This window comes from Pseudomonas sp. BF-RE-22, assembly GCF_019956155.1.
In the GTDB taxonomy this organism is placed as follows: Bacteria; Pseudomonadota; Gammaproteobacteria; order Pseudomonadales; family Pseudomonadaceae; genus Aquipseudomonas; species Aquipseudomonas migulae.
In genome coordinates, this window is record NZ_JAHBDD010000087.1 from 153,507 (window position 1) to 179,435 (window position 25,929).

The 25,929-nt window shown below is 61.1% G+C and carries 22 protein-coding genes; 10 read left to right on the top strand and 12 right to left on the bottom strand.

Annotation, left to right across the window (positions count from 1 at the left end; translation table 11 throughout):
* Positions 1-4: 4 nt before the first annotated feature.
* The 3 genes from ybeY to miaB form a co-directional block, all read right to left on the bottom strand.
* Entirely contained in the window at positions 5-499 is a 495-nt protein-coding gene (ybeY, locus tag KGA82_RS29070; protein ID WP_008035119.1) for an rRNA maturation RNase YbeY, read from the bottom strand.
* A complete protein-coding gene (locus KGA82_RS29075; protein WP_032829221.1) occupies positions 492-1,496 on the bottom strand; it encodes a PhoH family protein in 1,005 nt (334 codons plus the stop codon). The genes ybeY and KGA82_RS29075 overlap by 8 nt, the downstream gene beginning before the upstream one ends.
* A 220-nt stretch (positions 1,497-1,716) precedes the next feature.
* Positions 1,717-3,045 carry a tRNA (N6-isopentenyl adenosine(37)-C2)-methylthiotransferase MiaB gene (gene miaB, locus KGA82_RS29080; RefSeq protein WP_032832882.1) on the bottom strand — a complete coding sequence of 443 codons (1,329 nt, stop codon included), beginning with the start codon at positions 3,043-3,045 and terminating at the stop codon, positions 1,717-1,719.
* A gap of 135 nt (positions 3,046-3,180) precedes the next feature.
* Here miaB and KGA82_RS29085 point away from each other — a divergent pair, with 135 nt between their 5' ends.
* Positions 3,181-3,510, top strand: coding sequence for a DUF1820 family protein (locus KGA82_RS29085; RefSeq protein ID WP_007894425.1), 330 nt, complete (start codon positions 3,181-3,183; stop codon positions 3,508-3,510).
* Positions 3,511-3,629: 119 nt separating this feature from the next.
* On the opposite strand, the gene KGA82_RS29090 is transcribed toward KGA82_RS29085, so the two are convergent.
* The 4 genes from KGA82_RS29090 to KGA82_RS29105 form a co-directional block, all read right to left on the bottom strand.
* The gene (locus KGA82_RS29090; RefSeq protein ID WP_008035122.1) at positions 3,630-4,184 is read right to left on the bottom strand and encodes a tetratricopeptide repeat protein; all 555 of its coding nucleotides are present in this window, start codon (positions 4,182-4,184) and stop codon (positions 3,630-3,632) included.
* A 225-nt stretch (positions 4,185-4,409) separates the two neighbouring features.
* A complete protein-coding gene (hemL, locus tag KGA82_RS29095; protein WP_008035126.1) occupies positions 4,410-5,693 on the bottom strand; it encodes a glutamate-1-semialdehyde 2,1-aminomutase in 1,284 nt (427 codons plus the stop codon).
* Positions 5,694-5,708: 15 nt separating this feature from the next.
* A complete protein-coding gene (gene thiE / locus KGA82_RS29100; protein ID WP_008044565.1) occupies positions 5,709-6,332 on the bottom strand; it encodes a thiamine phosphate synthase in 624 nt (207 codons plus the stop codon).
* Between the two features lie 18 nt (positions 6,333-6,350).
* Positions 6,351-7,148, bottom strand: coding sequence for a hydroxymethylpyrimidine/phosphomethylpyrimidine kinase (locus KGA82_RS29105; RefSeq protein WP_008044566.1), 798 nt, complete (start codon positions 7,146-7,148; stop codon positions 6,351-6,353).
* Between the two features lie 314 nt (positions 7,149-7,462).
* Here KGA82_RS29105 and KGA82_RS29110 point away from each other — a divergent pair, with 314 nt between their 5' ends.
* The 4 genes from KGA82_RS29110 to KGA82_RS29125 all read left to right on the top strand — a co-directional run bounded on the left by KGA82_RS29110 (position 7,463) and on the right by KGA82_RS29125 (position 13,957).
* The gene (locus KGA82_RS29110; RefSeq protein ID WP_223434722.1) at positions 7,463-9,847 is read left to right on the top strand and encodes a hybrid sensor histidine kinase/response regulator; all 2,385 of its coding nucleotides are present in this window, start codon (positions 7,463-7,465) and stop codon (positions 9,845-9,847) included.
* A gap of 73 nt (positions 9,848-9,920) precedes the next feature.
* A complete protein-coding gene (locus KGA82_RS29115) occupies positions 9,921-11,567 on the top strand; it encodes an acyl-CoA dehydrogenase family protein (protein WP_223453281.1) in 1,647 nt (548 codons plus the stop codon).
* A gap of 183 nt (positions 11,568-11,750) precedes the next feature.
* Positions 11,751-13,250, top strand: coding sequence for an AMP nucleosidase (gene amn / locus KGA82_RS29120; protein ID WP_177318196.1), 1,500 nt, complete (start codon positions 11,751-11,753; stop codon positions 13,248-13,250).
* Between the two features lie 71 nt (positions 13,251-13,321).
* A complete protein-coding gene (locus KGA82_RS29125; protein ID WP_223453282.1) occupies positions 13,322-13,957 on the top strand; it encodes a pseudouridine synthase in 636 nt (211 codons plus the stop codon).
* Here the strand turns inward: KGA82_RS29125 and KGA82_RS29130 are convergent.
* Positions 13,952-14,161, bottom strand: a complete 210-nt coding sequence (locus KGA82_RS29130) for a DUF2788 domain-containing protein (RefSeq protein ID WP_007937369.1) — start codon at positions 14,159-14,161, stop codon at positions 13,952-13,954. The two genes, KGA82_RS29125 and KGA82_RS29130, sit on opposite strands and share 6 nt — an antisense overlap.
* Positions 14,162-14,350: 189 nt before the next feature.
* Positions 14,351-14,830 (bottom strand): Lrp/AsnC family transcriptional regulator, encoded by a 480-nt coding sequence (locus KGA82_RS29135; protein WP_007894448.1) that lies wholly within the window; start codon positions 14,828-14,830, stop codon positions 14,351-14,353.
* Positions 14,831-15,265: 435 nt separating this feature from the next.
* On the opposite strand from KGA82_RS29135, the gene KGA82_RS29140 reads away from it, so the two are divergent.
* Positions 15,266-16,294, top strand: coding sequence for a DUF6515 family protein (locus KGA82_RS29140; protein WP_008044572.1), 1,029 nt, complete (start codon positions 15,266-15,268; stop codon positions 16,292-16,294).
* Here the strand turns inward: KGA82_RS29140 and KGA82_RS29145 are convergent.
* Positions 16,279-17,187 (bottom strand): cation diffusion facilitator family transporter, encoded by a 909-nt coding sequence (locus KGA82_RS29145; protein WP_207285489.1) that lies wholly within the window; start codon positions 17,185-17,187, stop codon positions 16,279-16,281. The two genes, KGA82_RS29140 and KGA82_RS29145, sit on opposite strands and share 16 nt — an antisense overlap.
* A 29-nt stretch (positions 17,188-17,216) precedes the next feature.
* Positions 17,217-17,636 (bottom strand): hypothetical protein, encoded by a 420-nt coding sequence (locus KGA82_RS29150; RefSeq protein ID WP_008035153.1) that lies wholly within the window; start codon positions 17,634-17,636, stop codon positions 17,217-17,219.
* A 109-nt stretch (positions 17,637-17,745) separates the two neighbouring features.
* Between KGA82_RS29150 and hrpB the strand changes: the two genes are divergently transcribed.
* Positions 17,746-20,262 (top strand): ATP-dependent helicase HrpB, encoded by a 2,517-nt coding sequence (gene hrpB, locus KGA82_RS29155; RefSeq protein ID WP_223453283.1) that lies wholly within the window; start codon positions 17,746-17,748, stop codon positions 20,260-20,262.
* 235 nt (positions 20,263-20,497) lie between these two features.
* Here hrpB and KGA82_RS29160 read toward each other — a convergent pair whose 3' ends face one another.
* Entirely contained in the window at positions 20,498-21,427 is a 930-nt protein-coding gene (locus KGA82_RS29160; RefSeq protein ID WP_008031766.1) for a LysR substrate-binding domain-containing protein, read from the bottom strand.
* A gap of 225 nt (positions 21,428-21,652) precedes the next feature.
* Here KGA82_RS29160 and KGA82_RS29165 point away from each other — a divergent pair, with 225 nt between their 5' ends.
* The 3 genes from KGA82_RS29165 (at position 21,653) to KGA82_RS29175 (ending at position 25,920) form a co-directional block, all read left to right on the top strand.
* Positions 21,653-23,143 carry an aldehyde dehydrogenase gene (locus KGA82_RS29165; RefSeq protein WP_223453298.1) on the top strand — a complete coding sequence of 497 codons (1,491 nt, stop codon included), beginning with the start codon at positions 21,653-21,655 and terminating at the stop codon, positions 23,141-23,143.
* Between the two features lie 21 nt (positions 23,144-23,164).
* Entirely contained in the window at positions 23,165-24,535 is a 1,371-nt protein-coding gene (locus KGA82_RS29170) for an aspartate aminotransferase family protein (RefSeq protein ID WP_008041264.1), read from the top strand.
* A 398-nt stretch (positions 24,536-24,933) separates the two neighbouring features.
* Positions 24,934-25,920: an ABC transporter substrate-binding protein gene (locus KGA82_RS29175; protein WP_223453284.1), complete on the top strand. Its 987-nt coding sequence runs from the start codon at positions 24,934-24,936 to the stop codon at positions 25,918-25,920.
* Positions 25,921-25,929: the final 9 nt, after the last annotated feature.

Consider the following 25,929-nt stretch of genomic DNA (forward strand, 5'->3'; position numbering starts at 1 on the left):
GCGATTACTCTGAATCCTTTGTTGTAACGATAGGGGATGTTTCTGTTTCGTCGTCCGCGTACGGGTCGGGATAGCCCAACTCAGCAAGCAACGTTCGTTCCAGTGCTTCCATTTCTTCGGCTTCGTCGTCATCTATATGGTCGTAACCCAGCAGATGCAAGCAGCCGTGAATGACCAGATGTGCCCAGTGGGCCTTGGGTTCCTTGCCTTGCTCGGCGGCTTCGCGCTCGACCACCGCCACGCAGATCACCAGATCGCCCAGCAGCGGGATGTCGAGAAACTCGTCAGGCACATCGGCAGGAAACGACAGCACGTTGGTGGCGTAGTCCTTTTGCCGCCAGGTGTGGTTAAGCTCGCGACCCTCGGCTTCGTCGACCAGGCGAATGGTCATTTCGGAGTCGGCGGTGCGCTGGCGCAGGGCCAGTTCGCACCATTGGCGGAACTCGGCTTCACTTGGCGCAGATGCTTCGGTGGCCAGTTGCAGATCAAGCTCAAGCATCGCGGCGGCTGTCCTTTGGTGTTTCGTCTGCCCCGCGATTCTCGAAGCGCTCGTAGGCTTCGACGATCCGCTGCACCAGTGGATGGCGCACGACGTCCTTGGGCATGAAATGGGTGAAGCTGATGCCCGGCACGTCTTTCAGCACTTCGATCACGTGGTGCAGCCCGGACTTGGTGCCTTTCGGCAGGTCGACCTGGGTGATGTCACCGGTGATGACCGCTGTGGAACCGAAGCCGATCCGGGTCAGGAACATCTTCATCTGCTCGACGGTGGTGTTCTGGCTTTCGTCGAGGATGATGAAGCTGTTGTTCAGCGTGCGACCGCGCATGTAGGCCAGCGGCGCGACTTCGATCACCTGGCGCTCGATCAGCTTGGCGACGTATTCGAAGCCGAGCATTTCGTAGAGTGCGTCGTAGAGCGGACGCAGGTACGGGTCGATCTTCTGCGACAGGTCGCCGGGCAGGAAGCCGAGTTTTTCGCCCGCTTCAACCGCCGGGCGCACCAGCAGGATGCGGCGGATCTGCTCGCGTTCCAGCGCATCTACCGCGCAGGCAACGGCCAGGTAGGTCTTGCCGGTACCGGCCGGACCGATGCCGAAGTTGATGTCGTTGCCGAGGATTTCCTTCACGTAGCGCAGCTGATTCAAGCCGCGAGGGCGAATCATGCCTTTTTTGGTGCGCAGGGCCACGGAAGGTTCGGACGGCGAAACGTTGTCCAGCTCTTCGACGGCCGATTCCTGCAGGAACAGGTGAACCATGTCCGGCGACAGCTCGGTACCCTTGGTTTCCCGGTACAGGCGGCGCAGGAGGTTTTCCGCGGAGGTGGTGTGTTTGGGGTCGCCGATCAGCTCGAACTGATTTCCGCGGTTGCGGATTTCGATGGTCAGGCGTTGCTCGATCAAGCGCAGGTGTTCGTCGAACATCCCGCACAGATTGGCAAAGCGGCGAGCCTCAAAGGGCTCGAGGATAAAACGATGTGGTTCTATGGGTGCGTTCAAGGTCGTATTTAGCCGCCCTGGGGCAATTAAGATGAAATCAAGGATAACGCCAGTGAGGCGGGTGCGAAAGCTCTTAAATATCTCGACCTGACACACCTCGATTCTGTAGGAGCCGGCTTGCTGGCGATGAACGATAACGCGGTTTGTCAGGCAGACCGTGGTGCGGCCTTCGCGGGCAAGTCGGATCGCCGCACCGCTCGCTCCTACAGGTTTTGTGGTGTCATTGAATTAGAGAGCCGCGCAGCGAGTGCGGTTGTGCCGCATCGATGTGCACGTCGGCAAACTGACCTATCAGGGTTGGATTGTCGCAGCGGAAGTTGACGATCCGGTTATTTTCGGTCCGGCCCTGCAGCTCGCCAGGGTCTTTTTTCGAGTAATCGGTCACCAGGATCCGCTGGACCGAACCGACCATTTGTCGGCTGATCTCGAAACCTTGCTGGTTCAGGCGATGTTGCAAGGCGTTCAGGCGTTCTTTTTTCAGTTCTTCCGGCGTTTCGTCGGCCAGATCGGCCGCCGGCGTGCCTGGGCGCTGGCTGTAGACGAACGAATAGGAGAAGTCGAAACCGACGTCTTCGATCAGCTTCATGGTCTGTTCGAAGTCTTTTTCGGTCTCGCCCGGGAAGCCGACGATGAAGTCCGAGCTGATGCAGATCCCCGGAACGGCGGCGCGCAGCTTGCGCAGTTTGGATTTGTATTCCAGCGCCGTGTGGTTGCGCTTCATCGCCGACAGAATGCGGTCCGAACCCGATTGCACCGGCAAGTGCAGGTGTTTCACCAGTTCCGGTACTTCTGCGTGGGCCTGGATCAGGCTGTCGGAGAACTCCAGCGGGTGGGAGGTGGTGTAGCGAATCCGGTCGATGCCATCGACAGCGGCGACTACGCGGATCAGCTCGGCGAGGTCCGCCAGGCGACCATCGTGAGTGGTGCCGCGATAGCCGTTGACGTTCTGGCCCAGCAACGTCACTTCACGCACGCCGTTCTCGGCGAGGTGGATGATCTCGGCAATCACGTCATCGAACGGGCGGCTGACTTCTTCGCCGCGGGTGTAGGGCACCACGCAGAATGTGCAGTACTTGCTGCAACCTTCCATCACCGACACATAAGCGCTCGGGCCATCGATGCGCGGCTCGGGCAGGTGGTCGAATTTTTCGATTTCCGGGAACGAGACGTCGACTTGCGGCAGCTTGGTGGCGCGTGCGGCGTCGATCATTTCCGGCAGACGGTGCAGGGTTTGCGGGCCGAACACCACGTCGACGTACGGTGCGCGATCGCGGATGGCGGCGCCTTCCTGGCTGGCGACGCAACCGCCGACGGCGATCACCATCTCCGGGTTCGCCAGTTTCAGTTCGCGCCAGCGGCCGAGCTGGGAATACACCCGGTCCTGGGCGCGTTCGCGGATCGAGCAGGTGTTGAGCAGGATCACGTCGGCGTCTTCAGCGCGAGCGGTGACTTCCAGGGCCTGATGTTCACCCAGCAGATCAACCATGCGCGAGCTGTCGTACTCGTTCATCTGGCAACCGTGGGTTTCGATGTAAAGCTTCTTGGCCATGGATACAGTCATCACGTGATTCAAAGAACCGCGCATTATAGGGAACATGTCCCAAGGTTCCTACCGTTGCGCGTCCGGTGGCTATGCTATAGTTCGCGCCCTCATTTTTATCCCCCGATGTGTTGCTCGCCCACCATGACCAAACGTGAAGCTCCAATCTACAAGGTGATTTTCCTCAATCAGGGCCAGGTGTACGAAATGTACGCCAAGCAGATCTATCAAAGTGATCTGTGGGGCTTCCTGGAAGTGGAAGAGTTCGTCTTTGGCGAGCGCACGCAAGTGGTCGTCGACCCGAGCGAAGAGAAGCTCAAGGCTCAGTTCGAGGGCGTGGTGCGCAGTTTTGTGCCGATGCATTCGATCGTGCGCATCGACGAAGTCGAGCGTCTGGGCACCCCGAAAATCAGCGAAGCCCGTGGCGCGGTCGGCAATGTGATGCCGTTTCCGATGCCGATGCCTGAGAAGTAAGGCTCAAGACCGGGTCGCGCCCTTCGCGGGCAAGCCTCGCTCCTACAGGTTATGTGTGCGCATAAGACCTGTAGGAGCGAGGCTTGCCCGCGAAGGGGCCAGAAAGATCGAGGCAGAAATCAGGGAAGCGGCGAGAAAGGCGTACGCCCATCGGCGCTCTGCAATTCCATCAGGTACTTGCGGAAGATCTGCCCAAGCACCTGGGTCGCCACTTCAAGCTCTTCACGCGGCATCTTCTCGGCGACTTCATCCGCCGTATCCAGCGCTTCTTCCGCACCATTGACCGCCGCCATTTTCAGCACGATGTACGCCTGAACGTTATTGGCCGGTACACCTTCGCCGTGGAAGAACATGGTGCCGAGTTTGAATTGCGCCTGGGCATGGCCTTGCAGCGAGGCCTTTTCGAAGTAATCCAGGGCTTTTTTCAGATCGCGCGGGGTGTTTTTGCCGTCGTAGTAGAACTCACCCAACTCGTATTGCGCTTGCGCATCCCCTTCATCCGACGCTTTCTGACAGGCGGCGAGCGCCTGTGCCAGGTCTTGCGGCTGGGTATTGAGGGTGCAGCGACCCATCGCTGGGATTAACAACGAGTTGCCGCCTGCTTGTGCGAGCGCGAGCAGGGGCTGAAGGAGCAACAGGCAGCCCATTGCAAGGGCGCGGCCGGTGCGGTTCATGGGAATCGACTTACCTCTGAAGGGCGCGCGGACCCAACGAGGGGATCCAATAAGCGCGCATTATGAAATAAGCAGGGCCAACCTTACAAAGTCTTTACTCGTTTTTCTGCTGCACGGGGAATATATCGCCCACTTTACGGGGGATTATTGGCAGGTGAGTAGGAAAAGAGGCGGGAATGTAGGTGAAAGCTGACGCTGGCAATCGCCAACGTCAGCGGCACAACGTTATTTCAATGCAGCGAAAGCGCGCTCGGCGGCATCCAGGGTCAGTTTCAACTCGGCTTCGCCATGGGCGATCGAGGTGAAGCCGGCTTCGAATGCACTTGGCGCCAGGTACACGCCACCTTCGAGCATCAGGTGGAAGAAGCGGCCGAACAGCTTCGCGTCGCTGGCCATCACGTCATCGAAGGTGACGATGTCGTCGGCGCCGCTGAAGTACAAGCCGAACATGCCACCGGCCTGGGTGGTCACGAACGGAATGCCGGCAGCGTCGGCGCGCTGTTGCAGGCCATCGAGCAGGCGGCTGGTGTAGTCGCTCAGTTCGGCGTGGAAGCCTGGGCGGCTGATCAGGCGCAAGGTCGTCAGGCCGGCCGCCATTGCCAGCGGGTTACCCGACAAGGTGCCAGCCTGGTACACCGGGCCCAGTGGCGCGATGTGCGACATGATTGCGCGTTTGCCGCCGAAGCAGCCAACCGGCATGCCACCACCGATGATCTTGCCGAATGTGGTCAGGTCTGGCGTAACGCCGTAATGCGCTTGAGCACCGCCGAGGGCAACGCGGAAACCGGTCATCACTTCGTCGAAAATCAGCACCACGCCGTGCTTGTCGCACAGGGTCCGCAGGCCTTCAAGGAAGCCCGGTGCCGGCGGTACGCAGTTCATGTTGCCGGCCACCGGCTCGACGATGATGCAGGCCACGTCCTGGCCCACTTCAGCGAGCATGGTTTCTACGGCGTCGATGTCGTTGAACGGCAGGGTCAGGGTGTGTTTGGCGAAGGCCGCCGGTACACCGGCCGAGCTCGGCACGCCTTGGGTCAGGGCGCCGGAACCTGCTTTAACCAGCAGGCTGTCGGAGTGGCCGTGGTAGCAGCCTTCGAACTTGATGATGCTGTCGCGACCGGTGAAACCACGGGCCAGGCGAATCGCGCTCATGGTCGCTTCGGTGCCGGAGCTGACCATGCGCACCATTTCCATCGATGGCACGATCGAGCAGACCAGATCGGCCATCTCGGTTTCCATCTCGGTCGGGGCGCCGTAGGACAAGCCGTGTTCCAGCTGCTTGCGTACCGCGTCCAGCACGTCCGGATGGCTGTGGCCGAGGATCATCGGCCCCCAGGAGCCGACGTAATCCACATAACGCTTGTCGTCTTCGTCGGTGACGTAGGCGCCTTCAGCGTGTTTGAAAAACAGGGGAGTGCCGCCAACGCTCTTGAACGCGCGAACAGGCGAATTCACGCCACCGGGAATGTGTTTCTGGGCATTGGCAAACAGCGTTTCGGAACGAGACATGATGGGGCTCTCAAATCAGATTTTTAGTAATTCGTTGAATGCGCGGGCGCGACGGGTCACTTCAGCCGTGCTCTCGGCGCCAAACAGGCCGTGGACCACCGCCAGCAGATCGACCCCGTGGGCCACCAGCGGGGCGGCGTTTTCCAGGGTGATGCCGCCGATCGCGCAGATCGGCAGGTGCAATGTGCTGCGGGCCTGGTCGAGCAGTTCGAGGCTGCAAGTCGGGGCGCCGGGTTTGGTACTGGAATTGAAGAAACGGCCGAAGGCGACATAACTGGCGCCTTCTTTGGCCGCTTGTTCGGCGAGTTCGAGTTGCGCGTGACAGGTCGAGCCGATGATCGCCTGGCGACCGAGCAACGCACGGGCCGGGGTCAGCGGGCCGTCGGTCTGGCCCAGGTGCACGCCGACGTTCAGGCGTGCGGCCAGTTCGGCATCGTCATTGATGATCAGATGGGTCTTGTAGCGTTCGCACAAATCACGCAGGGCTTCAGCTTCACGCAGACGGCGGGCCTCGTCGCTGCTCTTGTCGCGGTATTGCAGCAGGGTGACGCCGCCTTCCAGCGCCGCCTCCACGTACGAAAGAAATTTACCGGCCAGTAACTGGCTGTCGGTAATGGCGTACAGGCCACGTAGTTTCATCGGGCAAGCCTCATGGCGTTACGAACAGAAATCCAGTGGCAGGCGGCGCGGCACGAACTGGCCTTTGCCCAACTGCTCGGCATCGCGCAGGGTGCGCCACGTGTAGTTAAGCGCGCTCTGCACGGCACTGATGAGGTTTTCACCCTGGGCCAGACGACCGGCGAGGGCGCTCGCCAATGTGCAACCGGAACCGTGGTAACTGCCGGGCAAGCGCTGGCAGGTATAGGTTTCGCGCAGACCGTCGCGGCTGTACAGGCGATTGTGTATTTCGTGTTCATCACCGTGGCCGCCGGTGATCAGCAGGTGTTTGACGAACGGCAGGAGTTTTTCAGCGCACTCGTCGGCGGTGCCTTCTGGCAGTTCAGCGAGGATGCGGGCTTCGGGAAGGTTAGGGGTGGCGATGATGGCCAAGGGCAGCAAGCGTTCGCGCATGGCGTAGCCGACTTCGTCCTTGCCCAGTCGTCCGCCACCGCCGGCGCGCAGCACCGGGTCGCAGACCATCGGCAAATGCGGGTGTGCCTGAAGCAGTTCGACGACGGTGTCGACCATTTCCAGGGAACCGAGCATGCCCAGCTTGACGGCGGCGACTTCGGAGTCGTTGAGCACGGCGTTGGCCTGAGCCAGCACCCACTCACGGTCGAGGACGCGGAAATCCGTGACGTTGACCGTGTCTTGCACGGTCAGGGCGGTGACGGCCGGAGCCGCATGACATCCCTGGGCAAGCAGGGCTTCGATATCTGCCTGCAAGCCGGCGCCACCACTTGGGTCGTGGCCGGAGAGACAGAGGACAACGGGGCGAGAGCTGTAGATATTCATGGTGCGCGAGCTTACCACCAAACATCGATTTTCGGGTGCAGTGCCCGCCAGGTCTGCCGATAGAGTGTCATGGGCAGGAAATGCAGTCGTCCGGGATTGTCACAATCTGACCGAGCAAACAGCTCTGGCTCTATATTCTTCTCTGGAACACCCGTTCTAGAGCCTTTCCAAGAAAAATTTCAATGGTGTTCAATGGCCATCAACGGCTATTCTAGAGTGGATCCAAACCAATAACAGGTAATGCCGGTTTTACGTCTACTCAAAAGGAATGAGGGGCTTCCTGAGATAACCGGACAGGCCACGCTGGGGCTTAAATGCGCTATTTGCTGATGTTGCTGTTTTGCTTGCCCCTCATGGCAAGCGCAGTCGAGTTCGATGAGTTCACTCAAAGCCTGCCCTTGGGCCGAACCCTGCAAGTGTTCGAAGACGCCGATGGTCAGGCGAGCATTGCCGATATCCGCGCGCAAGCCGCTGCCGGACACTTCAAGCCCCATGACAAGGCCACGCTCAACGCCGGTTACTCGCGTTCGGTGTTCTGGCTGAAAATCGACCTGCATTACCGCCCGACCAATCCCGCTGCACAGCGGACGTGGCTGCTGGAACTGGCCTATCCGCCCCTCGACCACCTTGATCTGTATTTGCCTGATGCCGGCGGTAGCTATCAATTGGCCCGTCAGACCGGCGACGCCTTGCCGTTCAGCAGTCGCGAGATTCGCCAGAACAACTACCTGTTCGATCTGAACTTCACGCCCGACCAAGCGCAAACCGTGTACTTGCGCCTGCAAAGCGAAGGGTCGATCCAGGCGCCGGTCACGTTGTGGTCGAGCACTGCGTTTCTTGAAGAACAGCCGGTGCGGCTATATGTGTTGGGCCTGATTTACGGCGTGTTGCTGGGGATGCTGGTCTACAACCTGTTCATCTACCTCAGCGTGCGCGACACCAGCTACCTCTATTACATCTTTTATATTGCCTCGTTCGGCCTGTATCAGCTGTCGGTGAATGGCGCGGCCGTAGAGTATTTCTGGCCAGACAACCCGTGGTGGGCCAACGCCGCGACGCCGTTTTTCATTGGTTGTGCAGGGCTGTTCGGCAGCCAGTTCGCCCGCAGCTTCCTGCAAACGGCGACCCTCAGCCGCTGGCTCGATCGCTTGCTGCTGGCGTTGATTGCGTTCAGTGCGGTCGTCGTCGGGTTGTCATTGATGACCAGTTACGCCCTGGCCCTGCGCCTGGCGACGACGCTGGCCCTGTCGTTCACCGTGGTGATTTTCGCCGCAGGGTTTTTCGCCTGGTGGCGCGGCTTGCGGGTGGCGCGCTATTTCATCATCGCCTGGTCGGCGTTTTTGCTCGGCGGCATCATCAATACGATGATGGTGCTGGGTTACCTGCCGAACGTATTCCTGACCATGTATTCCAGCCAGATCGGTTCGGCCATCGAGGTGGCGCTGCTGTCCCTGGCCCTGGCCGACCGCATCAACGCCATGCGCGAGCAACAGGCGCAAACCTTGTTCGATGCTGGCCAGAAGCTTGAAGTGCTCAACCAGCAACTGGCGCACAGTAACAAGCTCAAGGATGAATTCCTCGCCACGCTGACCCACGAATTGCGCACCCCCATGAACGGCGTGATCGGTTCGCTGGAATTGATGCAAACCGTCGAGATGGACCCGGAGCTGGAGCAATACCAGCAAACGGCCGCCGGTTCGGCGCGCGACATGATGCGCATGGTCAACGGCATTCTTACCCTGACCGAATTGCAGGCCGGCAAGCTCAAGGCTTCGGCGTCCACCTTCAGTTTGCGCAGCGTGGTCGATACCTTGCGCGTGCAGTTCGAAGGCAACGCGTCGGGCAAGTCGCTGGACTTCAAGGTCGAGGTGACACCGGGCCTGCCGGACCGCTTGTACGGCGATAACGTCAAGTTGGCGCAATGCCTGGAATGCCTGCTGGATAACGCGATCAAGTTCACGCGAGTGGGCGGGGTGGCGCTGCGGGTCTCGGGTAAAAACGCGGAGCCCGGCAAGCTGGCATTGTCCTTTGCGGTGATCGACACCGGCATCGGTTTCACCGATCTGGGCGAGGCGACGCTGTATCAGCGGTTCTTCCAGCTCGACGGCTCGATGACCCGTGAATATGGCGGCCTCGGTGTCGGCCTGGCGATCTGTCGACAACTGGTCGACCTGCTCGGCGGGAACCTCACGCACCGCTCCGAACCTGGTCGCGGCAGCCGCTTCCAGCTTGACGTCGAGTTTGAATTGCCGGTGGTCGAGCGCGTGACAACGCCATTGATGACCCGGGAATTCCCGCGTCTGCGCTTGCCTCAGGACTGCACGGTGCTGCTGGTGGACGACAACAGCATCAATCAATTGGTGATGCGCGGCATGTTGCTCAAGCTCGGGTTTCGGGTCCGTACGGCGGATAACGGGGTGGCCGCGCTGGAAGTCCTGCAGCGTGAAACCTTCGACGCCGTACTCCTCGATTGTCAGCTACCGCCCCTCGACGGGGAGTCTGTCTGCTGCCAGATCCGGGACTTGCCGGGTTGTGCCGAATTGCCGGTGTTCATGATTGCCTTGAGCGCTGATCGGGAGCGTTGCCCAACCGGTGCACTGATCGATTACTTGAGCAAACCGGTGAAATTCGAAGACTTGCAGGCCGCGTTGTATCGACGCGTGCTTTGTCCAAAACAAGGCGAAAGCGCCGACAGTTAGGCGGATATGCCACTTTGTTCGGCCTCGGGGCAGTGCTTAACTGAACTCCTTGGCTGACCAAAGGAGCCCCGTCATGAACCTGCATCAGTTCGCCGAAACCCACGAAGTCACCAACCAGCCGCCGTCGCTGGACGGCGCCAACCTGTATCGCATCGACCTGCCTTTGCAGGAGTGGTCGCAGCGTTTCGGGGCCGGTTGGGCCGAGTCGCGGATCGACACTTACGGCGCGCTGGCCGGCGGGCCGCTGATGGAAGCGGGGTTCCTGGCCAACCAGAACAAACCGGTGTTCAGCAGCCACGACCGCTACGGTCACCGCATCGATCTGGTGGAATTTCACCCGGCGTATCACGAGCTGATGCGCACGGCGATCGAGCACGGTTTGACCTCGCTGCCCTGGGCGCATCCACAGGACGGCGCCCATGTCGCCCGCGCTTCCATGACCTACCTGCACAGCCAGGCCGAAGCCGGCAGCGGTTGCCCGCTGACCATGACCTTCGCCAGTGTGCCGGCGATGCGCTTGCAACCCGATCTCGCCCGGCAGTGGCTGCCGAAAATCCTCGCCACCGAATACGACCCGCGCAATGTCGGCATGGCCCACAAGGCCGGTGTCACCATTGGCATGGCGATGACCGAGAAACAGGGCGGCACCGATGTGCGGGCCAACACCACCAAGGCGTATCCGGTGGGTGCCAGCGGACCGGGCCAGGCCTACGAACTGGTGGGCCACAAATGGTTCTGTTCTGCGCCGATGTGCGATGCCTTCCTCACGCTGGCCCAGACTGACAAAGGTTTGACCTGCTTCCTGTTGCCGCGCCATCGCCCGGACGACACGCGCAATCAGTTCTACATCCAGCGCCTGAAAAACAAACTCGGCAATTGCTCCAACGCCTCCAGCGAAGTCGAGTTTCGCGGTGCACTGGCGTGGATGGTCGGTGAAGAGGGGCGCGGCGTTCCGACCATTATCGAAATGGTTGCCATGACCCGCTTCGATTGCATGGTCGGTTCCAGCGCCTTGATGCGTCAGGCGCTGACCCAGGCCAGTCATCACTGCGCCCATCGCAGCGTCGGCGGCAAGCTGCTCAGCGAACAACCGTTGATGCAGAACGTCCTCGCCGATCTGGCTTTGGAGAGCGAAGCCGCGTTGGCGTTGAGCCTGCGCATGGGCAAGGCGCTGGATCATCTGGATGACGGGCACGAAGCGAAATTCGCCCGCCTGGTGACCGCCGTGGGCAAGTACTGGATCTGCAAGCGCGCGCCCGCGATGATCAACGAAGCTGCCGAATGCATGGGCGGTGCCGGGTATGTCGAAGACAGCATCCTGCCGCGCTTGTACCGCGAGGCACCGGTCAATTCGACGTGGGAAGGCTCCGGCAACGTGCAATGCCTGGATGTGTTGCGGGCGCTGTCGAAAGAACCGGGTGTTCTGGATGTGCTGTTCAGCGAGTTGGGCGATGGTCACGGCGACAAGCGGCTGGCCGCGCACATCAGCCAATTGCAGGCGGCGTTCAAGGACACCAGCGACATTCAGTATCGTGCGCGGCAGCTCACCGAAGACATCGCGTTGGGGCTGCAAGCCAAACTGTTGCTGGAGGCCGGCAATTCGGCGGTCAGCGATGCGTTCATCGCCAGCCGCCTCGGCGACGCCGGTCGCGTATACGGTGCGTTGCCGCGTGGGCTGGATGTCGAAGCGATCGTCGCCCGCTCGACCCCATCTATGTAACCAACACCGAACCCCTGGGGGAGCGAGACCGGCTTGCCGGCGATGACGGACTCTCAGCCAACAACATTGCTGAATGTTGAACCGCTATCGCCGGCAAGCCGGTCTCGCTCCCACATTGGATCTACTGTGGACTTGGCATTTGTGTAGCCACCACTGTTCCCGTGAAGCGACGATGCAGGCAAGATGAAGGCCTGCAAGTCAGAACACAGGATGCTGATCGTGACCGAAGCTTTTATTATCGTTCAAACCGCCGAGCAAGCCGTGGACCGGCTTGCTCACTTGCACAATCGCGCAACCACCGCACTGAGCCAGGCGCTCAAGCGTTACCTCAAGGATCGAGTTGAACCGGACGCCGAACAGCGTGCGATGTTTCGTTATCCTGAACTGCGTCTGACCTACCACTGCCAGGGCGAAGTCCCGCAAACCACCCGCGCCTACGCCAAGGTGCAGTTGCCGGGGACCTACAGCGTCACCGTCACCCATCCGGCGGCTTTCCGTAAATACTTGCTGGAACAGCTCGTACCGTTGATGCACGACTTCACCGTGACCGTGGAAGTCGGCATCAGCCAGCAGAATATTCCTTATCCGTATGTGGTCGAGCAGGGCGATGAACTGGCCGGCTCCGGCGTGACCGCGGCCGTGCTGGCGCGGGTGTTCCCGAGTACCGACCTGTCGGCCGCCACCGATGGCATCGCCGACGGTTTGTACGACTGGGAAAACACCGACCCGCTGCCGCTGGCCCTGTTCGACGCCGCGCGGGTGGATTTCTCCCTGCGCCGCCTCGTGCATTACACCGGCAGCGACTGGCGCCATGTGCAGCCGTGGATTCTGCTGACCAACTACCACCGCTACGTTGACCAGTTCATTGTTCATGGCCTCGAGCAGTTGCGCAGCGATCCGCGTTTCGTGCGCATGGTGCTGCCGGGCAACGTGATCATCGAAAAGAGCATGGATCACGGCGAAGCGTCGGCGATTGCGGCCGGCGTGGTCTGGCATCGCTATCAAATGCCGGCCTATCACCTGATCGCCAGCGACGGTCATGGCGTGACTCTGGTGAACATCGGCGTCGGCCCGTCCAACGCCAAGAACATCACCGACCATTTGGCGGTATTGCGTCCGCATTGCTGGCTGATGATCGGTCACTGCGGCGGTCTGCGTCAGTCGCAGACCATTGGCGATTACGTGCTGGCTCACGCCTACATGCGCCGCGACGGGATTCTCGATCGGGTCGTGCCGCCGAACATTCCGATCCCGGCCCTGGCCGAAGTGCAGATGGCGTTGCAGCAAGCGGCGGCCAACATCACTGGCGAAAAGGGCGACGAGCTGAAGAAACGCCTGCGCACCGGCACCGTGCTGACTTACGACGACCGTAACTGGGAGTTGCGCTGGGCCCAGGAGCGTCCGTTGATCAACCTGTCCCGCGCCGTGGCGGTGGACATGGAAAGCGGCACCATCGCTGCGCAAGGTTATCGCTTGCGGGTGCCGTACGGCACATTGCTTTGTGTCTCGGACAAACCGCTGCACAGCGAAATCAAGCTGCCGGGTTCGGCCAACGCCTTTTATGAGCGCGCGGTCAGCCAGCACTTGAAGATCGGTATCGAGGCGGTGGACTTGTTGCGCACCGAACTCAACTCGTTGCACTCACGCAAACTGCGCAGCTTCGACGAGCCGCCGTTCCGGTAATAGTTGTCATGGTCATTTGGCGGTCAGGGCACTAGCATTAGCAGCCCTGACCGTTAGATGTTCTCTTCGCCATGTCCCGTCCCCAACGTCCCGTTTCTCGCCGCCCTGGCGCGAACACCCCGCCATCAGCCCCGCGCCGTGTCGCCAAAGCGCCCCCGGCCGAGCCGAAGCTGATTCTGTTCAACAAACCGTTCGATGTGCTGACGCAATTCAGCGACGGCGAAGGGCGGGCGACGCTCAAGGATTTCATCGAGATTCCCGGAATCTATCCGGCGGGCCGTCTGGATCGCGACAGCGAAGGGTTGTTGCTGCTGACCAACGACGGCCAGCTCCAGGCGAGGATTGCCGACCCCAAGCACAAACTGGCCAAGACGTATTGGGTGCAAGTGGAGGGCGAGCCGAGTGCCGAGCAGTTACAGCGTTTGCGTGATGGCGTCGAGCTGAATGACGGTATGACCTTGCCCGCGCAAGCGCGGCAACTGGATGAGCCGCAACTGTGGCCGCGGAACCCGCCGGTGCGCTTTCGCAAAAGCGTGCCGACCAGTTGGCTGGAACTGGTGATTCGCGAGGGGCGTAACCGTCAGGTCCGGCGCATGACCGCAGCGGTCGGCTTGCCGACGTTGCGCCTGGTGCGAGTCAGGATCGGCGACTGGTCGATCGAAGGGCTCGATCAGGGTCAGTGGAAAGAAGTGCCGGCGCGCTTATAACGTGCCGGATTCGATCAGGCCGATCACCACGCTTTTGATCACGAACGCGGCCACGCCCAGACCGAGCACGAAGAACAGGATGAACGAGCCAAAGCGCCCGGCCTTGGATTTCTTTGCCAGATCCCAGACGATGAAACCCATGAAAATGATCAGAATGCTGACCAGTCCGGTCATCATCCACTCTTCGAATACTGCAGGATCCATCGGACATCTCCAGCGGGGGCGGGGCTAAAAGGCGCTGGAGTATACGGCATGAGGGATTGGCGCGGCATTGACCTGCGGCAGCGTGTCGCAGCTATTCGTCGCCTTTGCCGGCCCCTTCGCGGGCAAGCCTCGCTCCTACAAAGGCTCGCGCAAAACCTGTAGGAGCGAGGCTTGCCCGCGAAGGCGTCGTCAGCTACGCAGATGAGTCAGCGGCAGTTCGGTGCTGTTGAGCACCTGGTTCAACACAAAACTCGACCGCACACTCGTCACCCCTTCAATCCTTGTCAGGTGCCCCAGCAGCAATTTCTGATAGTGATCCATGTCCGGCACCACCACCTTGAGTTGATAGTCCGCATCCATCCCCGTCACCAGGCTGCATTCAAGCACTTGCGGCAAGGTGCGAATCGCCGCTTCGAAGTTCTCGAATCGCTCCGGCGTATGCCGGTCCATGCCGATCAGCACGTAAGCCGTCAGGCTCAGGCCAAGCATTTTGCGATCCAGCAGGGCCACCTGGCGGGTGATGTAGCCGTCGTCTTCCAGTTGCTTGACCCGGCGCGAGCACGGTGAAGGTGACAGGCCGATGCGTTCGGCCAGCTCCTGGTTGGAGATGCGCGCGTCGCGCTGCAATTCCGCCAAAATGCTCAGGTCGTATCGGTCGAGTTTGCTCATCAATCAGGCCTTTGTCATATCGATTGCGGCAGATTATCTATCCAGGGTTAAAAATTGCGCAAGTCATGTTTATTTGAGCAATCTTCGCAATCCTCTGCCGGCGCCCCAGGCCTATTCTTATCACCAGAATCACTGCTCGGACAAACAGTCCACAGCGGCTCGCCCAATCAGGCCAGTCGCGGCCGCCACCCCCACCGGGGATGTGCCGGCCCCCGAGCTGCACACTGTCCAGAAGACGGCGTGAGGTGAGCCGACGTCATAAGCGTCGAGCACGGACGAAGTTCTCAAAGGGAGGCCGACGGGTCTCCCTTTTCTTTTGCCCGCAATTTTTCACCCGCCCTCAATAAATAAGTTGCGCGACTGATAACCTGTTGCAGAACCGGCCTGTGCTTTCCCAGTCTTACGTACAGGCCCTAACCCGCAGTGAGGAAAAGCATGAAGTCGCGCATCTGGCGTTTGGCCGGTGTTGGTTTGCTGTGTGTCAGTGTCACTGCGCAATCGCTGGCCGATGAGCCGCAGAACCGGGGTCCCGACAATGGACAACGCGGTGACGGTCATCAGGGCAACAATCAGGGCCGTGGCGGCAACAATCAGCCGCGTCCGCAAAACAACGACATCATTCGTGGCGACAACAGTCGTCAGTTCGAGAACAACGGCCAGTCGCGCAATGGCGGGCAGTGGCAAAACAATCAGCCGCGAGACAACCCGCCGCGCGACTTCAACAGTCCCGTCCGGCCGCCACCGCCGCCGCCACAATTGCCGGCCAACGACCTGCCGATCCAGGGCCGGCCCGACACCGTGCGCCAGACCCAGCAGCCGCAACGTGGTTACTATCAGGACATCCCGCGAAACAATGGTTACAACCAGCAATGGCAGACCGGCGGGCCGGGTTCACGTCCCGACGATCATCATTGGGCCGGTCGCCCGAATGGCCACGGTAACGGTTGGGGGCCAGGCCCGCAGTACCGTCCCGGGCATGTGATCGACCGCTTCCCGGACCGCGACTATCGCGTGCCGTATCGTGGGCAGGATTATTTCTTCTCCGGTGGCTACTGGTATCGCCCGCTCGGCCCGCGTTATGTCGTGGTGCAGCCGCCGCGCGGGATTCGCGTCAGCTACCTGCCTGATTACGCCCGTGAAGTGTGGATCGGCGGCGCGCTGTTGTTCCTGGCGGCGGGCTCGTACTACGCCTATCAGGAAAGCACTCAGGATTACGTGGTGGTCGAGCCGCCCGTGCAACCGCAACCGACCGGCAATGGCTATGACGTGGTGGCGTATCCCGCCAACGGGCAGTCGCCACAGCAGGTCAATCAGGACGGCTACGAGTGTTATCAATACGCAGTGCAGCAGAGTGGCTTCGATCCGCGCACGGCCACCTACCAGCCGGATCCGTCGGTGGTGCAAGCCTACCGCCAGGCCCAGGGCAACTGCCTGAGCAGTCGCGGGTATCAGGTGAGTTTCTGATTTGCCCTGGCAGCCTTCACCACTTCCTGCGGGTCGGCGTGCACCAGCACCTCGGCTCGCGGGTACGCCGCGTGAATTGCATCGGCCGCCTGATCGCTGATGCCGTGAGCGACTGACAGGGTCAGCTCCCCCGGCAATTCCAGGTGCAATTGCACGAACCATTGGTTGCCGGACACCCGTGTGCGCAGGTCATGCGCGCCCAGCACCCCCGGTACGCTGCAGGCCAGTTCGAGCATGTGTTGGCTGACGTCTGGCGGCAATTCCTCGTCCATCAGCACCTTAAAACTTTCCCGGGCGATTTGAATGGCGCTCCAGAAGATGTAGGCGGCGATCCCCAATCCAAACCACGCGTCCATCTGATGCCAGCCAACCCCGGCAAGCACCAGCGCAACCAGAATGCTGCCATTGAGCAGCAAGTCCGAACGGTAATGCAGGGAATCGGCGCGCACCGCGTTGGAGCCGGTGGCCTTGACGACCCGATGCTGCAACATCAGCAGGACCAATGTCAGCGCCAGGGAAAACACGATCACGCCGATGCTGATCCACGGCGCACCCACCGGTTCCGGATGCTTGAGCCGATCAAACGCCTGCAACGCAATCAGCACCGCACTGCCACCAATGAACAACGCCTGCGCCATGCCCGCCAGCGATTCGGCCTTGCCGTGCCCGTAACGGTGATCTTCATCGGCGGGGCGCAAGGCGTAATGCACTGCCAGCAGGTTGAGCAGCGAGGCGATACCGTCGAGGGCCGAGTCGGTCAACCCGGCGAGCATGCTCACCGAACCGCTCAACCACCACGCGATGGCTTTGGCGACGATCAACGTGCACGCCACCGCCACCGAGGCACGGGTCGCCAGCCGCAGCAGGCGGGCGTGTTCGGAGCTGGAAATCATAAGTGCGGCTATTCCTTTATGTGCACGGATTACGCGGCAGGTTGCAGGCCGAGCAAGGCCAGTTGCTGAGTGCTGCCCTTGTGTTGAATCAAACGTGGATCGTCCAGCGGGAAGCTGCGGCCCAGTTCGGTTTCAAGAATAGTCTGCAATTTGTGGGTATCGACCTTGCCGTCGGCACCGATCGCTTCCTTGAGTTTTTCCGGTGCCACCTGCGCGGTCTCGCCCGGTGCGTAGTAGATCGCGCCGGTGGCGAAGTCCACGGCAAACGCGATCAGGCCGGGGATGATGTAGAACAGCAGGCCCACGGCATCCAGCGCGGCGATGGCCGGGTCAATCTTGCCTTCGATCTGCCCGCGGCGATCAGGGTAGAAGATCGATCCGCAAGCGGTTACCTGGGTCAGCAAGGTGGCAACCAATACACCGCCAATCAGGCGAAAGGGAACACGCATATGAAATCTCCTGGGTAATTTCAAAACGAAAGGGCGTCTCTATGAATTAGGACCCTGATAAACGCCGAGCAGTTCGCCGTTATACTCGGCCCTCTGTTTGGGAGCCAGCATGATTTCTTTGCCGATTGATGAAGTTTTACCCGCCCTGCGTGAAGCCTTGGCGACACGCCACGAAGCCGTGCTCGAAGCACCGCCCGGCGCCGGTAAAACCACCCGTGTTCCATTGGCCCTGCTCAACGAGCCGTGGCTGGCCGGGCAGACCATTCTGATGCTTGAACCGCGTCGGTTGGCTGCACGTGCGGCGGCGGAGCGCTTGGCCAGTGAGCTGGGCGAGAAGGTCGGTGAAACCGTCGGTTATCGCATTCGGCTGGACAGCAAAGTCGGGCCCAGGACGCGGATTGAAGTGGTCACCGAAGGCATCCTCACCCGGCGCTTGCAGGATGATCCGGCGCTGGAAGGCGTGGGCTTGCTGATCTTCGACGAATTTCATGAACGCAGTCTTGATGCCGATCTGGCCTTGGCCCTCAGCCTGAATGGCCGGGAACTGTTCCGCGATGATCAACCACTGAAGATTCTTTTGATGTCGGCCACCCTTGAAGGCGAACGCCTGGCCGGGTTGCTCGATGACGCGCCGATCCTGCGCAGTGAAGGGCGCATGTACCCGGTGGCGATGCGCTGGGGCCGACCGTTCCAGCCCGGTGAATTCATCGAGCCGCGCCTGGTGCAAACCATCCTCGAAGCCTTGAACGATGAAACCGGCAGCCTCCTGGTGTTCCTGCCGGGGCAAGCGGAAATCCGCCGGGTGCATCAACAACTGGCCGATGCGCTGGGCGAAAACACGCAGGTGTTGCTCTGCCCGTTGCACGGTGAACTGGACCTCGCCGCGCAACGTGCCGCGATTGATCCAGCCCCGGCGGGCAAACGCAAAGTGGTGCTGGCGACCAACATCGCCGAAACCAGCCTGACCATCGACGGCGTGCGTGTGGTGATCGATGCCGGGTTGGCACGAGTGCCGCGTTTCGATCCGGGCAGCGGCATGACCCGCCTCGACACGCAGCGCATCTCTCGCGCCAGTGCCACGCAACGTGCGGGGCGGGCAGGGCGGCTGGAACCAGGCGTGTGTTATCGCTTGTGGTCGCAGGATCAACACGAGCAACTGGCGGCGTATGCCAGTGCGGAAATTCTTTCGGCGGACCTTGCCGGTCTGGCGTTGCAGCTCGGCCGCTGGGGCGTGACACCGACGCAGCTGGTGTGGCTCGACGTGCCGCCCGCCGCCGCGTATGCCCAGGCTCAGGACTTGCTTGATCGCCTCGGCGCACTGGACGGTGAGTCGCTGACCCGCCACGGTCAGGCCATGGCCGAACTGCCGGCGCATCCGCGCATCGCTCATTTGCTGCTGCGCGGTCAGGCGCTGGGCTTGGCTGACATGGCGTGCGATGTCGCAGCGTTGCTCGGCGAGCGGGATATTTTGCGCGGTGCCGGCGCCGATCTGCACAGTCGACTGGTGCTGTTGTCCGGCGAAGAACGTGCCGCACGTGGTGCTCAGGGCGGTGTTCAGCGAGCGCGGCAACTGGCGCGTCAATACCGTGGTTATCTGCGTGGCAAGGCGTCGGAGCCGGTCAGCGATCCGGAGCACCCGCGCTGGCTCGGCGCCTTGCTGGCGCTGGCCTATCCCGACCGTGTTGCGCAGCAACGTCGAGCGGGTGGTGCGGAATATCGCCTGGCCAACGGCCGTGCCGCGTTGTTCGCCGAAGCCGACAGTTTGATGAAGCAGCCGTGGCTGGTAATCGCCGATCTCGGCAGTCGTCAGGGGCAGCGTGAGGAGCGGATTTATCTGGCGGCGGATTTTGATGCGGCGTTGTTCGAATCGGTGCTCGCCGAACAGGTGCGGGTGGTCGATCAGCTGGATTGGGACGAGCGTGAAGGCGTGTTGCGCGCCGAGCGTCAGCGCAAGGTTGGCGAGTTGATCCTCAGCCGTGAACCGTTGACCGGGCTCGATGAAACCGCGCGCAGTCAGGCGTTGGTGAATCTGGTGCGGCGCAAGGGGCTGGAGCTGTTGCCGTGGACGCCGGAGTTGCGTCAGTGGCAGGCGCGGGTGGCGTTGTTGCGGCAGTTGGACCTTGTCGGCAAGGGCGAGAGCGAGTGGCCGGATGTCAGTGATGCTGCGCTGCTCAAAAGCCTTGAGCACTGGTTGATGCCGTACCTGGGGAAGGTTTCGCGGCTCAGTCATTTTGCCAATCTGGATCTCTCAAGCATTGTTCATAACCTATTGCCGTGGCCGCTGCCGCAACGGCTCGATGAGCTCGCACCGCATCATTTGAGCGTGCCGTCGGGATCGTCGATTCGTCTGGATTACAGCGAGCAGCCGCCGATTCTGGCGGTGCGGTTGCAGGAGTTGTTCGGTTTGGCCGAAACCCCGCGCATCGCTGGCGGGCGGCAGGTGGTGAAGTTGCATCTGTTGTCCCCGGCGCGGCGGCCGGTGCAGGTGACGCAGGACCTGGCGAACTTCTGGCGTAGCACCTATGCCGAGGTGAAAAAGGATCTGAAGGGGCGGTATCCGAAGCATTACTGGCCGGATGATCCGTTGGTGGCCGAAGCGACCGCACGAATCAAACCCCGGAAGTGAGGTGCCCTCCACTGTAGGAGCCGGCTTGCTGGCGATGGCGTCCGTCCAGTCAATAAATCAGCGGCTGACCCACCGCTATCGTCGGAACGCCGCCCGCAGCAAGCCGGCTCCTACAGGTTTGCGTTTGCCTTGATCCCTCATACATCCACGCACCTTGTAGGAGCCGGCTTGCCGGCGATGGGGCCCTTGGATGTTGCATCGGTCTTTCGGACGCCATCGCCAGCAAGCCGGGCTCCTACAAGGTCGGGTGTGATCTTTCGGCCTTGGCGGTGAGTTGTTCGCGGCAGTAATCGGCAAACAACTGCGCCGGTTTGGTCAACTGCCCGCGCTTCAGCCACGCCGCCACCAGCCCTGAGCCGGTGATGTCTTCGACGATGTCCACGCACACCACTTTCTGCCCGTCGTAGGTGCACTCCGAGTGCGGGCGGGTGACCAGGATCGAGAAGCCGAACCCTTGGCCGACCATGCCCCGGACCATCTCGATCGACGGTGAGCTGAACGCAATGTTCGGCGACAGGCCCAGTTCTTCGAACAGGCTGACGAAGTAGGTCCGGCTCGGTTGCACGTCCAGCAGAATCATCGGCTCCAGGCACAGGTCACGCAGGGACACTTGCTTGAGTTGGGCAAAGCGATGATCCGCCGGCAGCAAGGCATAAGGCCGCTGCGCCGGCATCAAGGGTTCAGTTTCGATGGTGGCGTCGAGGTCGTGTTCATAGAGGATCGCCAGGTCGAAGGTGCCCGAGGTCAGGCCTTGCACCAACTCCTGCTGTTCGCCGTCACGGATGCGGATTTTCACGCCGGGATACAGCGCCGAGAACCCGGCAATCAATTGCGGCAGGTACAGCGGCGCGACGGTTTCGAAGCAGCCGATGTCGATTTGCCCGGCCACCACGTCATTGTCGGCCAGGGCGTTCTGTTCGAACTCCTTGGCCATGCGCAACAGTTCCTGGGCCTTGCGGTAGAAGCGTGCGCCGCTGGGCGTCAGGGACACGCCTTGTGCGTGATGACGGATCAGCAATTGCACGCCGAAGCTGTCTTCCAGGCCTTTGATCGCCGTGGAAATGGCCGGCTGGGCGATGTACAGCTTGCGCGAGGCCTCGGCAACGCTGCCGCATTCGACGGTGGTGATGAAGTACTTCAATTGACGCAGGTTGTAGGCAGCCACGGCAAACCTCGGGGTGGATGGACTCGACATCCAGCAATTTTTGCGCCGACTGCGTCCGTTCTGACGACGGTGTTGTTGTGCCTGAACAATAACCACATACCGCACGACCGGGGAGATGGGCTGCCCAGTTTTTTCATGGTCTGCGAAGACATTTTTACTATTTTTCCTCGACACGGGCCTGGGCCACCATCCAATTCACAAGAAAAGCCCATGGAGCATCTGAACGTGTTCGAGCTTACCTACTGGCAAAACAAGGCCGCTGCGCTGGCGTTTCCCGACCAGGCCCTGATTGATGGCAAACCCCGTTCGGCGAAGTCGGGGCAAACCTTCGCCGCGATCAACCCGGCCACCGGCCAGCGCCTGGCCAACGTGACAGCGTGCGGTGATGAAGAAGTGAACGCCGCCGTCAAAAATGCGCGGCAGGTGTTCGAGGCCGGCACCTGGTCGTCGCGTTCGCCAAACGAGCGCAAGCAAGTGCTGCTGCGTCTGGCCGATCTGATCATGACCCACCGCGAAGAACTGGCGCTGCTGGATTCGCTGAACATGGGCAAGCCAGTGATGGACGCCTACAACATCGACGTGCCGGGCGCCGCCGGAGTGTTTCGCTGGTACGCCGAAAGCCTCGACAAACTCTACGATCAGATCGCACCGAGCGCGCAGAACGTACTGGCGACCATCACCCGCGAAGCGCTGGGCGTGGTCGCCGCCGTGGTGCCATGGAATTTCCCGCTGGACATGGCTGCATGGAAACTCGCGCCCGCGCTGGCGGCAGGCAATTCGGTGATCCTCAAACCCGCCGAGCAATCACCGTTTTCCGCCCTGCGTCTGGCCGAGTTGGCGCTTGAAGCCGGCTTGCCAGCAGGCGTGCTCAACGTGCTGCCGGGACTCGGCGAGCAGACCGGCAAAGCCCTCGGTTTACACCCGGACGTCGATTGCCTGGTGTTCACCGGCTCCACCGAAGTCGGCAAATTTTTCATGCAGTATTCCGCGCAATCGAACCTGAAACAGGTGTGGCTGGAGTGCGGCGGCAAGAGCGCCAACCTGGTGTTCGCCGATTGTCAGGACCTGGATCTGGCGGCCGAAAAAGCTGCGTTCGGCATCTTCTTCAATCAGGGTGAAGTGTGCTCCGCCAACTCGCGGTTGCTGGTGCAGCGTTCGATCCATGACGAGTTCGTCGAGCGCCTCAAGGCGCAGGCCGAACGCTGGCTGCCGGGCGATCCGCTGGACCCGTCGAGCAGCGCCGGGGCGATTGTCGACAGCCGTCAGACCGCGCGCATCATGAAGTTCATCGAGCAAGCCCAGCGCCAGGGTGCGACCAAGGTGTGCGGTGGTCGGCAGTCGATTTTCAACGGCTCCGACAACTTCATCCAGCCGACGATTTTCACTAACGTGACCCCGGACATGCCGCTGTTTCGCGACGAAGTGTTCGGCCCGGTGCTGGCGATCACGGCGTTCGATGACGAGGCACACGCCTTGCAACTGGCCAACGACAGCGTCTACGGCCTGGCCGCTTCGCTGTGGACCGACGACCTCAATCGCGCCCACCGCGTGGCGCGGCAATTGCGCGCCGGCACGGTGTCGGTGAACAGCGTCGATGCACTCGACGTGACGGTGCCGTTTGGAGGCGGCAAGCAGTCCGGTTTCGGCCGTGACCTGTCGCTGCACTCATTCGATAAATACACCCAGTTGAAGACCACCTGGTTTCAACTGCGCTAATAACAAAACGGAGAACTGGCGATGACCACACCACGTGAAACCCGCGACTACCAGGCCGCCGACGCTGCGCACCACATCCACGCATTCGTCGATCAGAAAGCGCTCAACGATGAAGGGCCACGGGTGATGGTCCGTGGCGAGCGCCTGCACCTGTGGGACAACGATGGTCGGCGCTACCTCGACGGCATGTCCGGGCTGTGGTGCACCAACCTCGGTTACGGCCGCAAGGATCTGGCGGCGGCAGCGGCTCAACAGCTTGAGCAATTGCCGTACTACAACATGTTTTTCCACACCACTCACCCGCAGGTGATCGAGCTTTCGGAGCTGCTGTTCAGCCTGTTGCCGGGGCACTACAGCCACGCGATCTACACCAACTCCGGCTCCGAAGCGAACGAGGTGCTGATCCGCACCGTGCGCCGTTACTGGACCATCCTCGGCAAGCCCGAGAAGAAAGTCATGATCGGTCGCTGGAACGGTTACCACGGTTCGACACTGGCGGCGACGGCGCTCGGCGGCATGAAGTTCATGCACGAAATGGGCGGCATGCTGCCGGACATCGAACACATCGACGAGCCGTACTTCTTCGCCCACGAAGGCAACCTGACCCCGGCTGAATTCGGCCTGCGGGCAGCGCAGCAACTGGAAGCGAAGATTCTCGAACTGGGCGCGGACAAGGTCGCCGGGTTTATCGCCGAACCGTTCCAGGGCGCGGGCGGGATGATCTTCCCGCCAGAAAGCTACTGGCCGGAAATTCAGCGGATTTGCCGCAAGTACGACGTGCTGTTGTGCGCCGACGAAGTGATCGGCGGCTTCGGTCGCACTGGCGAATGGTTCGCCCATGAGCACTTCGGTTTCGAGCCGGACACGCTGTCGATTGCCAAGGGACTGACCTCCGGCTACATCCCCATGGGCGGGCTGATCCTGTCGAAAAAAATGGCGCAGGTGTTGGTGGAGCAGGGCGGGGTGTTTGCCCACGGCCTGACCTATTCCGGACACCCGGTGGCGGCAGCGGTGGCCATCGCCAACCTCAAGGCGTTGCGCGATGAAGGCGTGGTGACGCGGGTCAAGGACGACATCGGGCCGTACCTGCAACAGTGCTTGCGCGAAGTATTCGGCAACCACCCGTTGGTGGGGGATATCCAGGGTGTCGGGATGGTGGCGGCGTTGCAGTTGGCCGAAGACAAAACCAGTCGCAAGCGCTTTGCCAACGAGAACGACATTGCCTGGCGTTGCCGCACGATTGGGTTTGAGGAGGGGGTGATTATTCGTTCGACGTTGGGGCGGATGATCATGGCGCCGGCGTTGATTGCCAGTCGGGAAGAGGTTGATGAGTTGGTGGGCAAGACGCTGAAAGCGGTTGATCGTACGGCGCAGGAATACGGCCGGCTCTGATGTAGCCGAAGGTCCTGCGGACCTTTTCGCGGGCAAGCCTCGCTCCTACAGGTTTATTGTCGGCCTCGGATTTTAGGCCTGACACATAACCTGTAGGAGCGAGGCTTGCCCGCGAAAGCTTTTGCCGATTCACCCCACCTCTCACCTTTTGCACAAAGCCCGTGCACCCCCGCCAACCCCGCCCTTTTACCGCGCACGCTACCCAGTTTTTTCATCACTCCCACCGACATATTTCCTAATTTTCCTTCTCCCCACCTTGGTCCAACATCGACCTCGCCAGTCAGCCGAACACTGCCCACCAAAAGGTCCATCAGAGACCACCCGTGGCAGCTCTTCTCCAAAGGCTGCTGGCCGTACTGCCCATGACAAAACTAAATCAACAGCTTTGGGAGTGCTCCATGATCAAGTCCTTGCTAACCCGCGTCGCTCATCCACTGGCGATCACCGCCATCGCCGCCACGGTCGCCACCAGCGCCCAGGCCGGCACCCTGTCCATCGGCCATACCACATGGGTCGGTTACGGCACGCTCTACCTCGCCCAGGACCTGGGCTACTTCAAGGAAGGCGGTTTGACCGTCGAGTTGCCCGTCGTCGAAGAGGCTTCGATGTACATGGCTGCGCAAGCCTCGGGCGAATTGTCCGGCTCGGCGTCGACCATCGACGAAGTACTGAAATACCGTCCGCAATTCTGCTTCAAGGCCGTAGCCGCACTCGATGACAGCCATGGTGGCGACGGTGTTCTGGTGGGCAAGGACATCAAGAGCCTGCAAGAGCTGAAAGGCAAAGCCGTGGCGGTGAACGAAGGTTCGACTTCGCAGTTCTGGCTGTCGTACTTGCTGAAAAAACACGGCATGAGCATGAGCGACATCACCGTGCAGAACATGACGGCCGACGACGCCGCCACCGCGTTCATCGCCGGTCGTGTGCCTGCCGCCGTGACCTGGGAACCGCACCTGTCGATGGTGCGTGACAAGAAACAAGGCAAAGTCTTGATCGACAGCAGCAGCACGCCTGGCGTGATTGTCGATGTGGTCGCGCTCAACTGCACGGTCATCGAGAAACAGCCGGAAGACGTCAAGGCGTTGGTCGCCGGTCTGTACAAAGCAGTGCAGTACACCAAGGACCATCCGCAGGAAGCCTACAAAATCATGGCCAAGGGTGTTGGCGGCTACCTCGCCGATCCGAAGGAGCTGGAAGCCGCCGCGCAAGGCGTGCGCTTCTACGATCAGGCCATGAGCGAAAAACTCCTGGGCTCGCCGGGCAAGCCGGGTGACAGCGAACCGTTGATCAAACTGGCCAATGAAACCGCCAGTGAATTGCAGGGCAAACCCTACAGCGTCAGCAATGACGACCTGATCGACAACCGTTTCGTCAGCCCGCTGTAGGAGGTTCGC

Bases quoted from the DNA above. Each gene is read 5' to 3' on its own strand.
- KGA82_RS29145 (WP_207285489.1), bottom strand. From the start codon at position 17,187: ATGATTTCCAGCTCCGAACACGCCCGCCTGCTGCGGCTGGCGACCCGT.
- KGA82_RS29115 (WP_223453281.1), top strand. From the start codon at position 9,921: ATGAACCTGCATCAGTTCGCCGAAACCCACGAAGTCACCAACCAGCCG.
- hrpB (WP_223453283.1), top strand. From the start codon at position 17,746: ATGATTTCTTTGCCGATTGATGAAGTTTTACCCGCCCTGCGTGAAGCC.
- KGA82_RS29085 (WP_007894425.1), top strand. From the start codon at position 3,181: ATGACCAAACGTGAAGCTCCAATCTACAAGGTGATTTTCCTCAATCAG.
- KGA82_RS29175 (WP_223453284.1), top strand. From the start codon at position 24,934: ATGATCAAGTCCTTGCTAACCCGCGTCGCTCATCCACTGGCGATCACC.
- KGA82_RS29170 (WP_008041264.1), top strand. From the start codon at position 23,165: ATGACCACACCACGTGAAACCCGCGACTACCAGGCCGCCGACGCTGCG.
- amn (WP_177318196.1), top strand. From the start codon at position 11,751: ATGAAGGCCTGCAAGTCAGAACACAGGATGCTGATCGTGACCGAAGCT.
- KGA82_RS29140 (WP_008044572.1), top strand. From the start codon at position 15,266: ATGAAGTCGCGCATCTGGCGTTTGGCCGGTGTTGGTTTGCTGTGTGTC.
- KGA82_RS29130 (WP_007937369.1), bottom strand. From the start codon at position 14,161: ATGGATCCTGCAGTATTCGAAGAGTGGATGATGACCGGACTGGTCAGC.
- thiE (WP_008044565.1), bottom strand. From the start codon at position 6,332: ATGAAACTACGTGGCCTGTACGCCATTACCGACAGCCAGTTACTGGCC.
- hemL (WP_008035126.1), bottom strand. From the start codon at position 5,693: ATGTCTCGTTCCGAAACGCTGTTTGCCAATGCCCAGAAACACATTCCC.
- KGA82_RS29125 (WP_223453282.1), top strand. From the start codon at position 13,322: ATGTCCCGTCCCCAACGTCCCGTTTCTCGCCGCCCTGGCGCGAACACC.
- KGA82_RS29090 (WP_008035122.1), bottom strand. From the start codon at position 4,184: ATGAACCGCACCGGCCGCGCCCTTGCAATGGGCTGCCTGTTGCTCCTT.
- ybeY (WP_008035119.1), bottom strand. From the start codon at position 499: ATGCTTGAGCTTGATCTGCAACTGGCCACCGAAGCATCTGCGCCAAGT.
- miaB (WP_032832882.1), bottom strand. From the start codon at position 3,045: ATGGCCAAGAAGCTTTACATCGAAACCCACGGTTGCCAGATGAACGAG.
- KGA82_RS29150 (WP_008035153.1), bottom strand. From the start codon at position 17,636: ATGCGTGTTCCCTTTCGCCTGATTGGCGGTGTATTGGTTGCCACCTTG.
- KGA82_RS29135 (WP_007894448.1), bottom strand. From the start codon at position 14,830: ATGAGCAAACTCGACCGATACGACCTGAGCATTTTGGCGGAATTGCAG.
- KGA82_RS29110 (WP_223434722.1), top strand. From the start codon at position 7,463: ATGCGCTATTTGCTGATGTTGCTGTTTTGCTTGCCCCTCATGGCAAGC.
- KGA82_RS29105 (WP_008044566.1), bottom strand. From the start codon at position 7,148: ATGAATATCTACAGCTCTCGCCCCGTTGTCCTCTGTCTCTCCGGCCAC.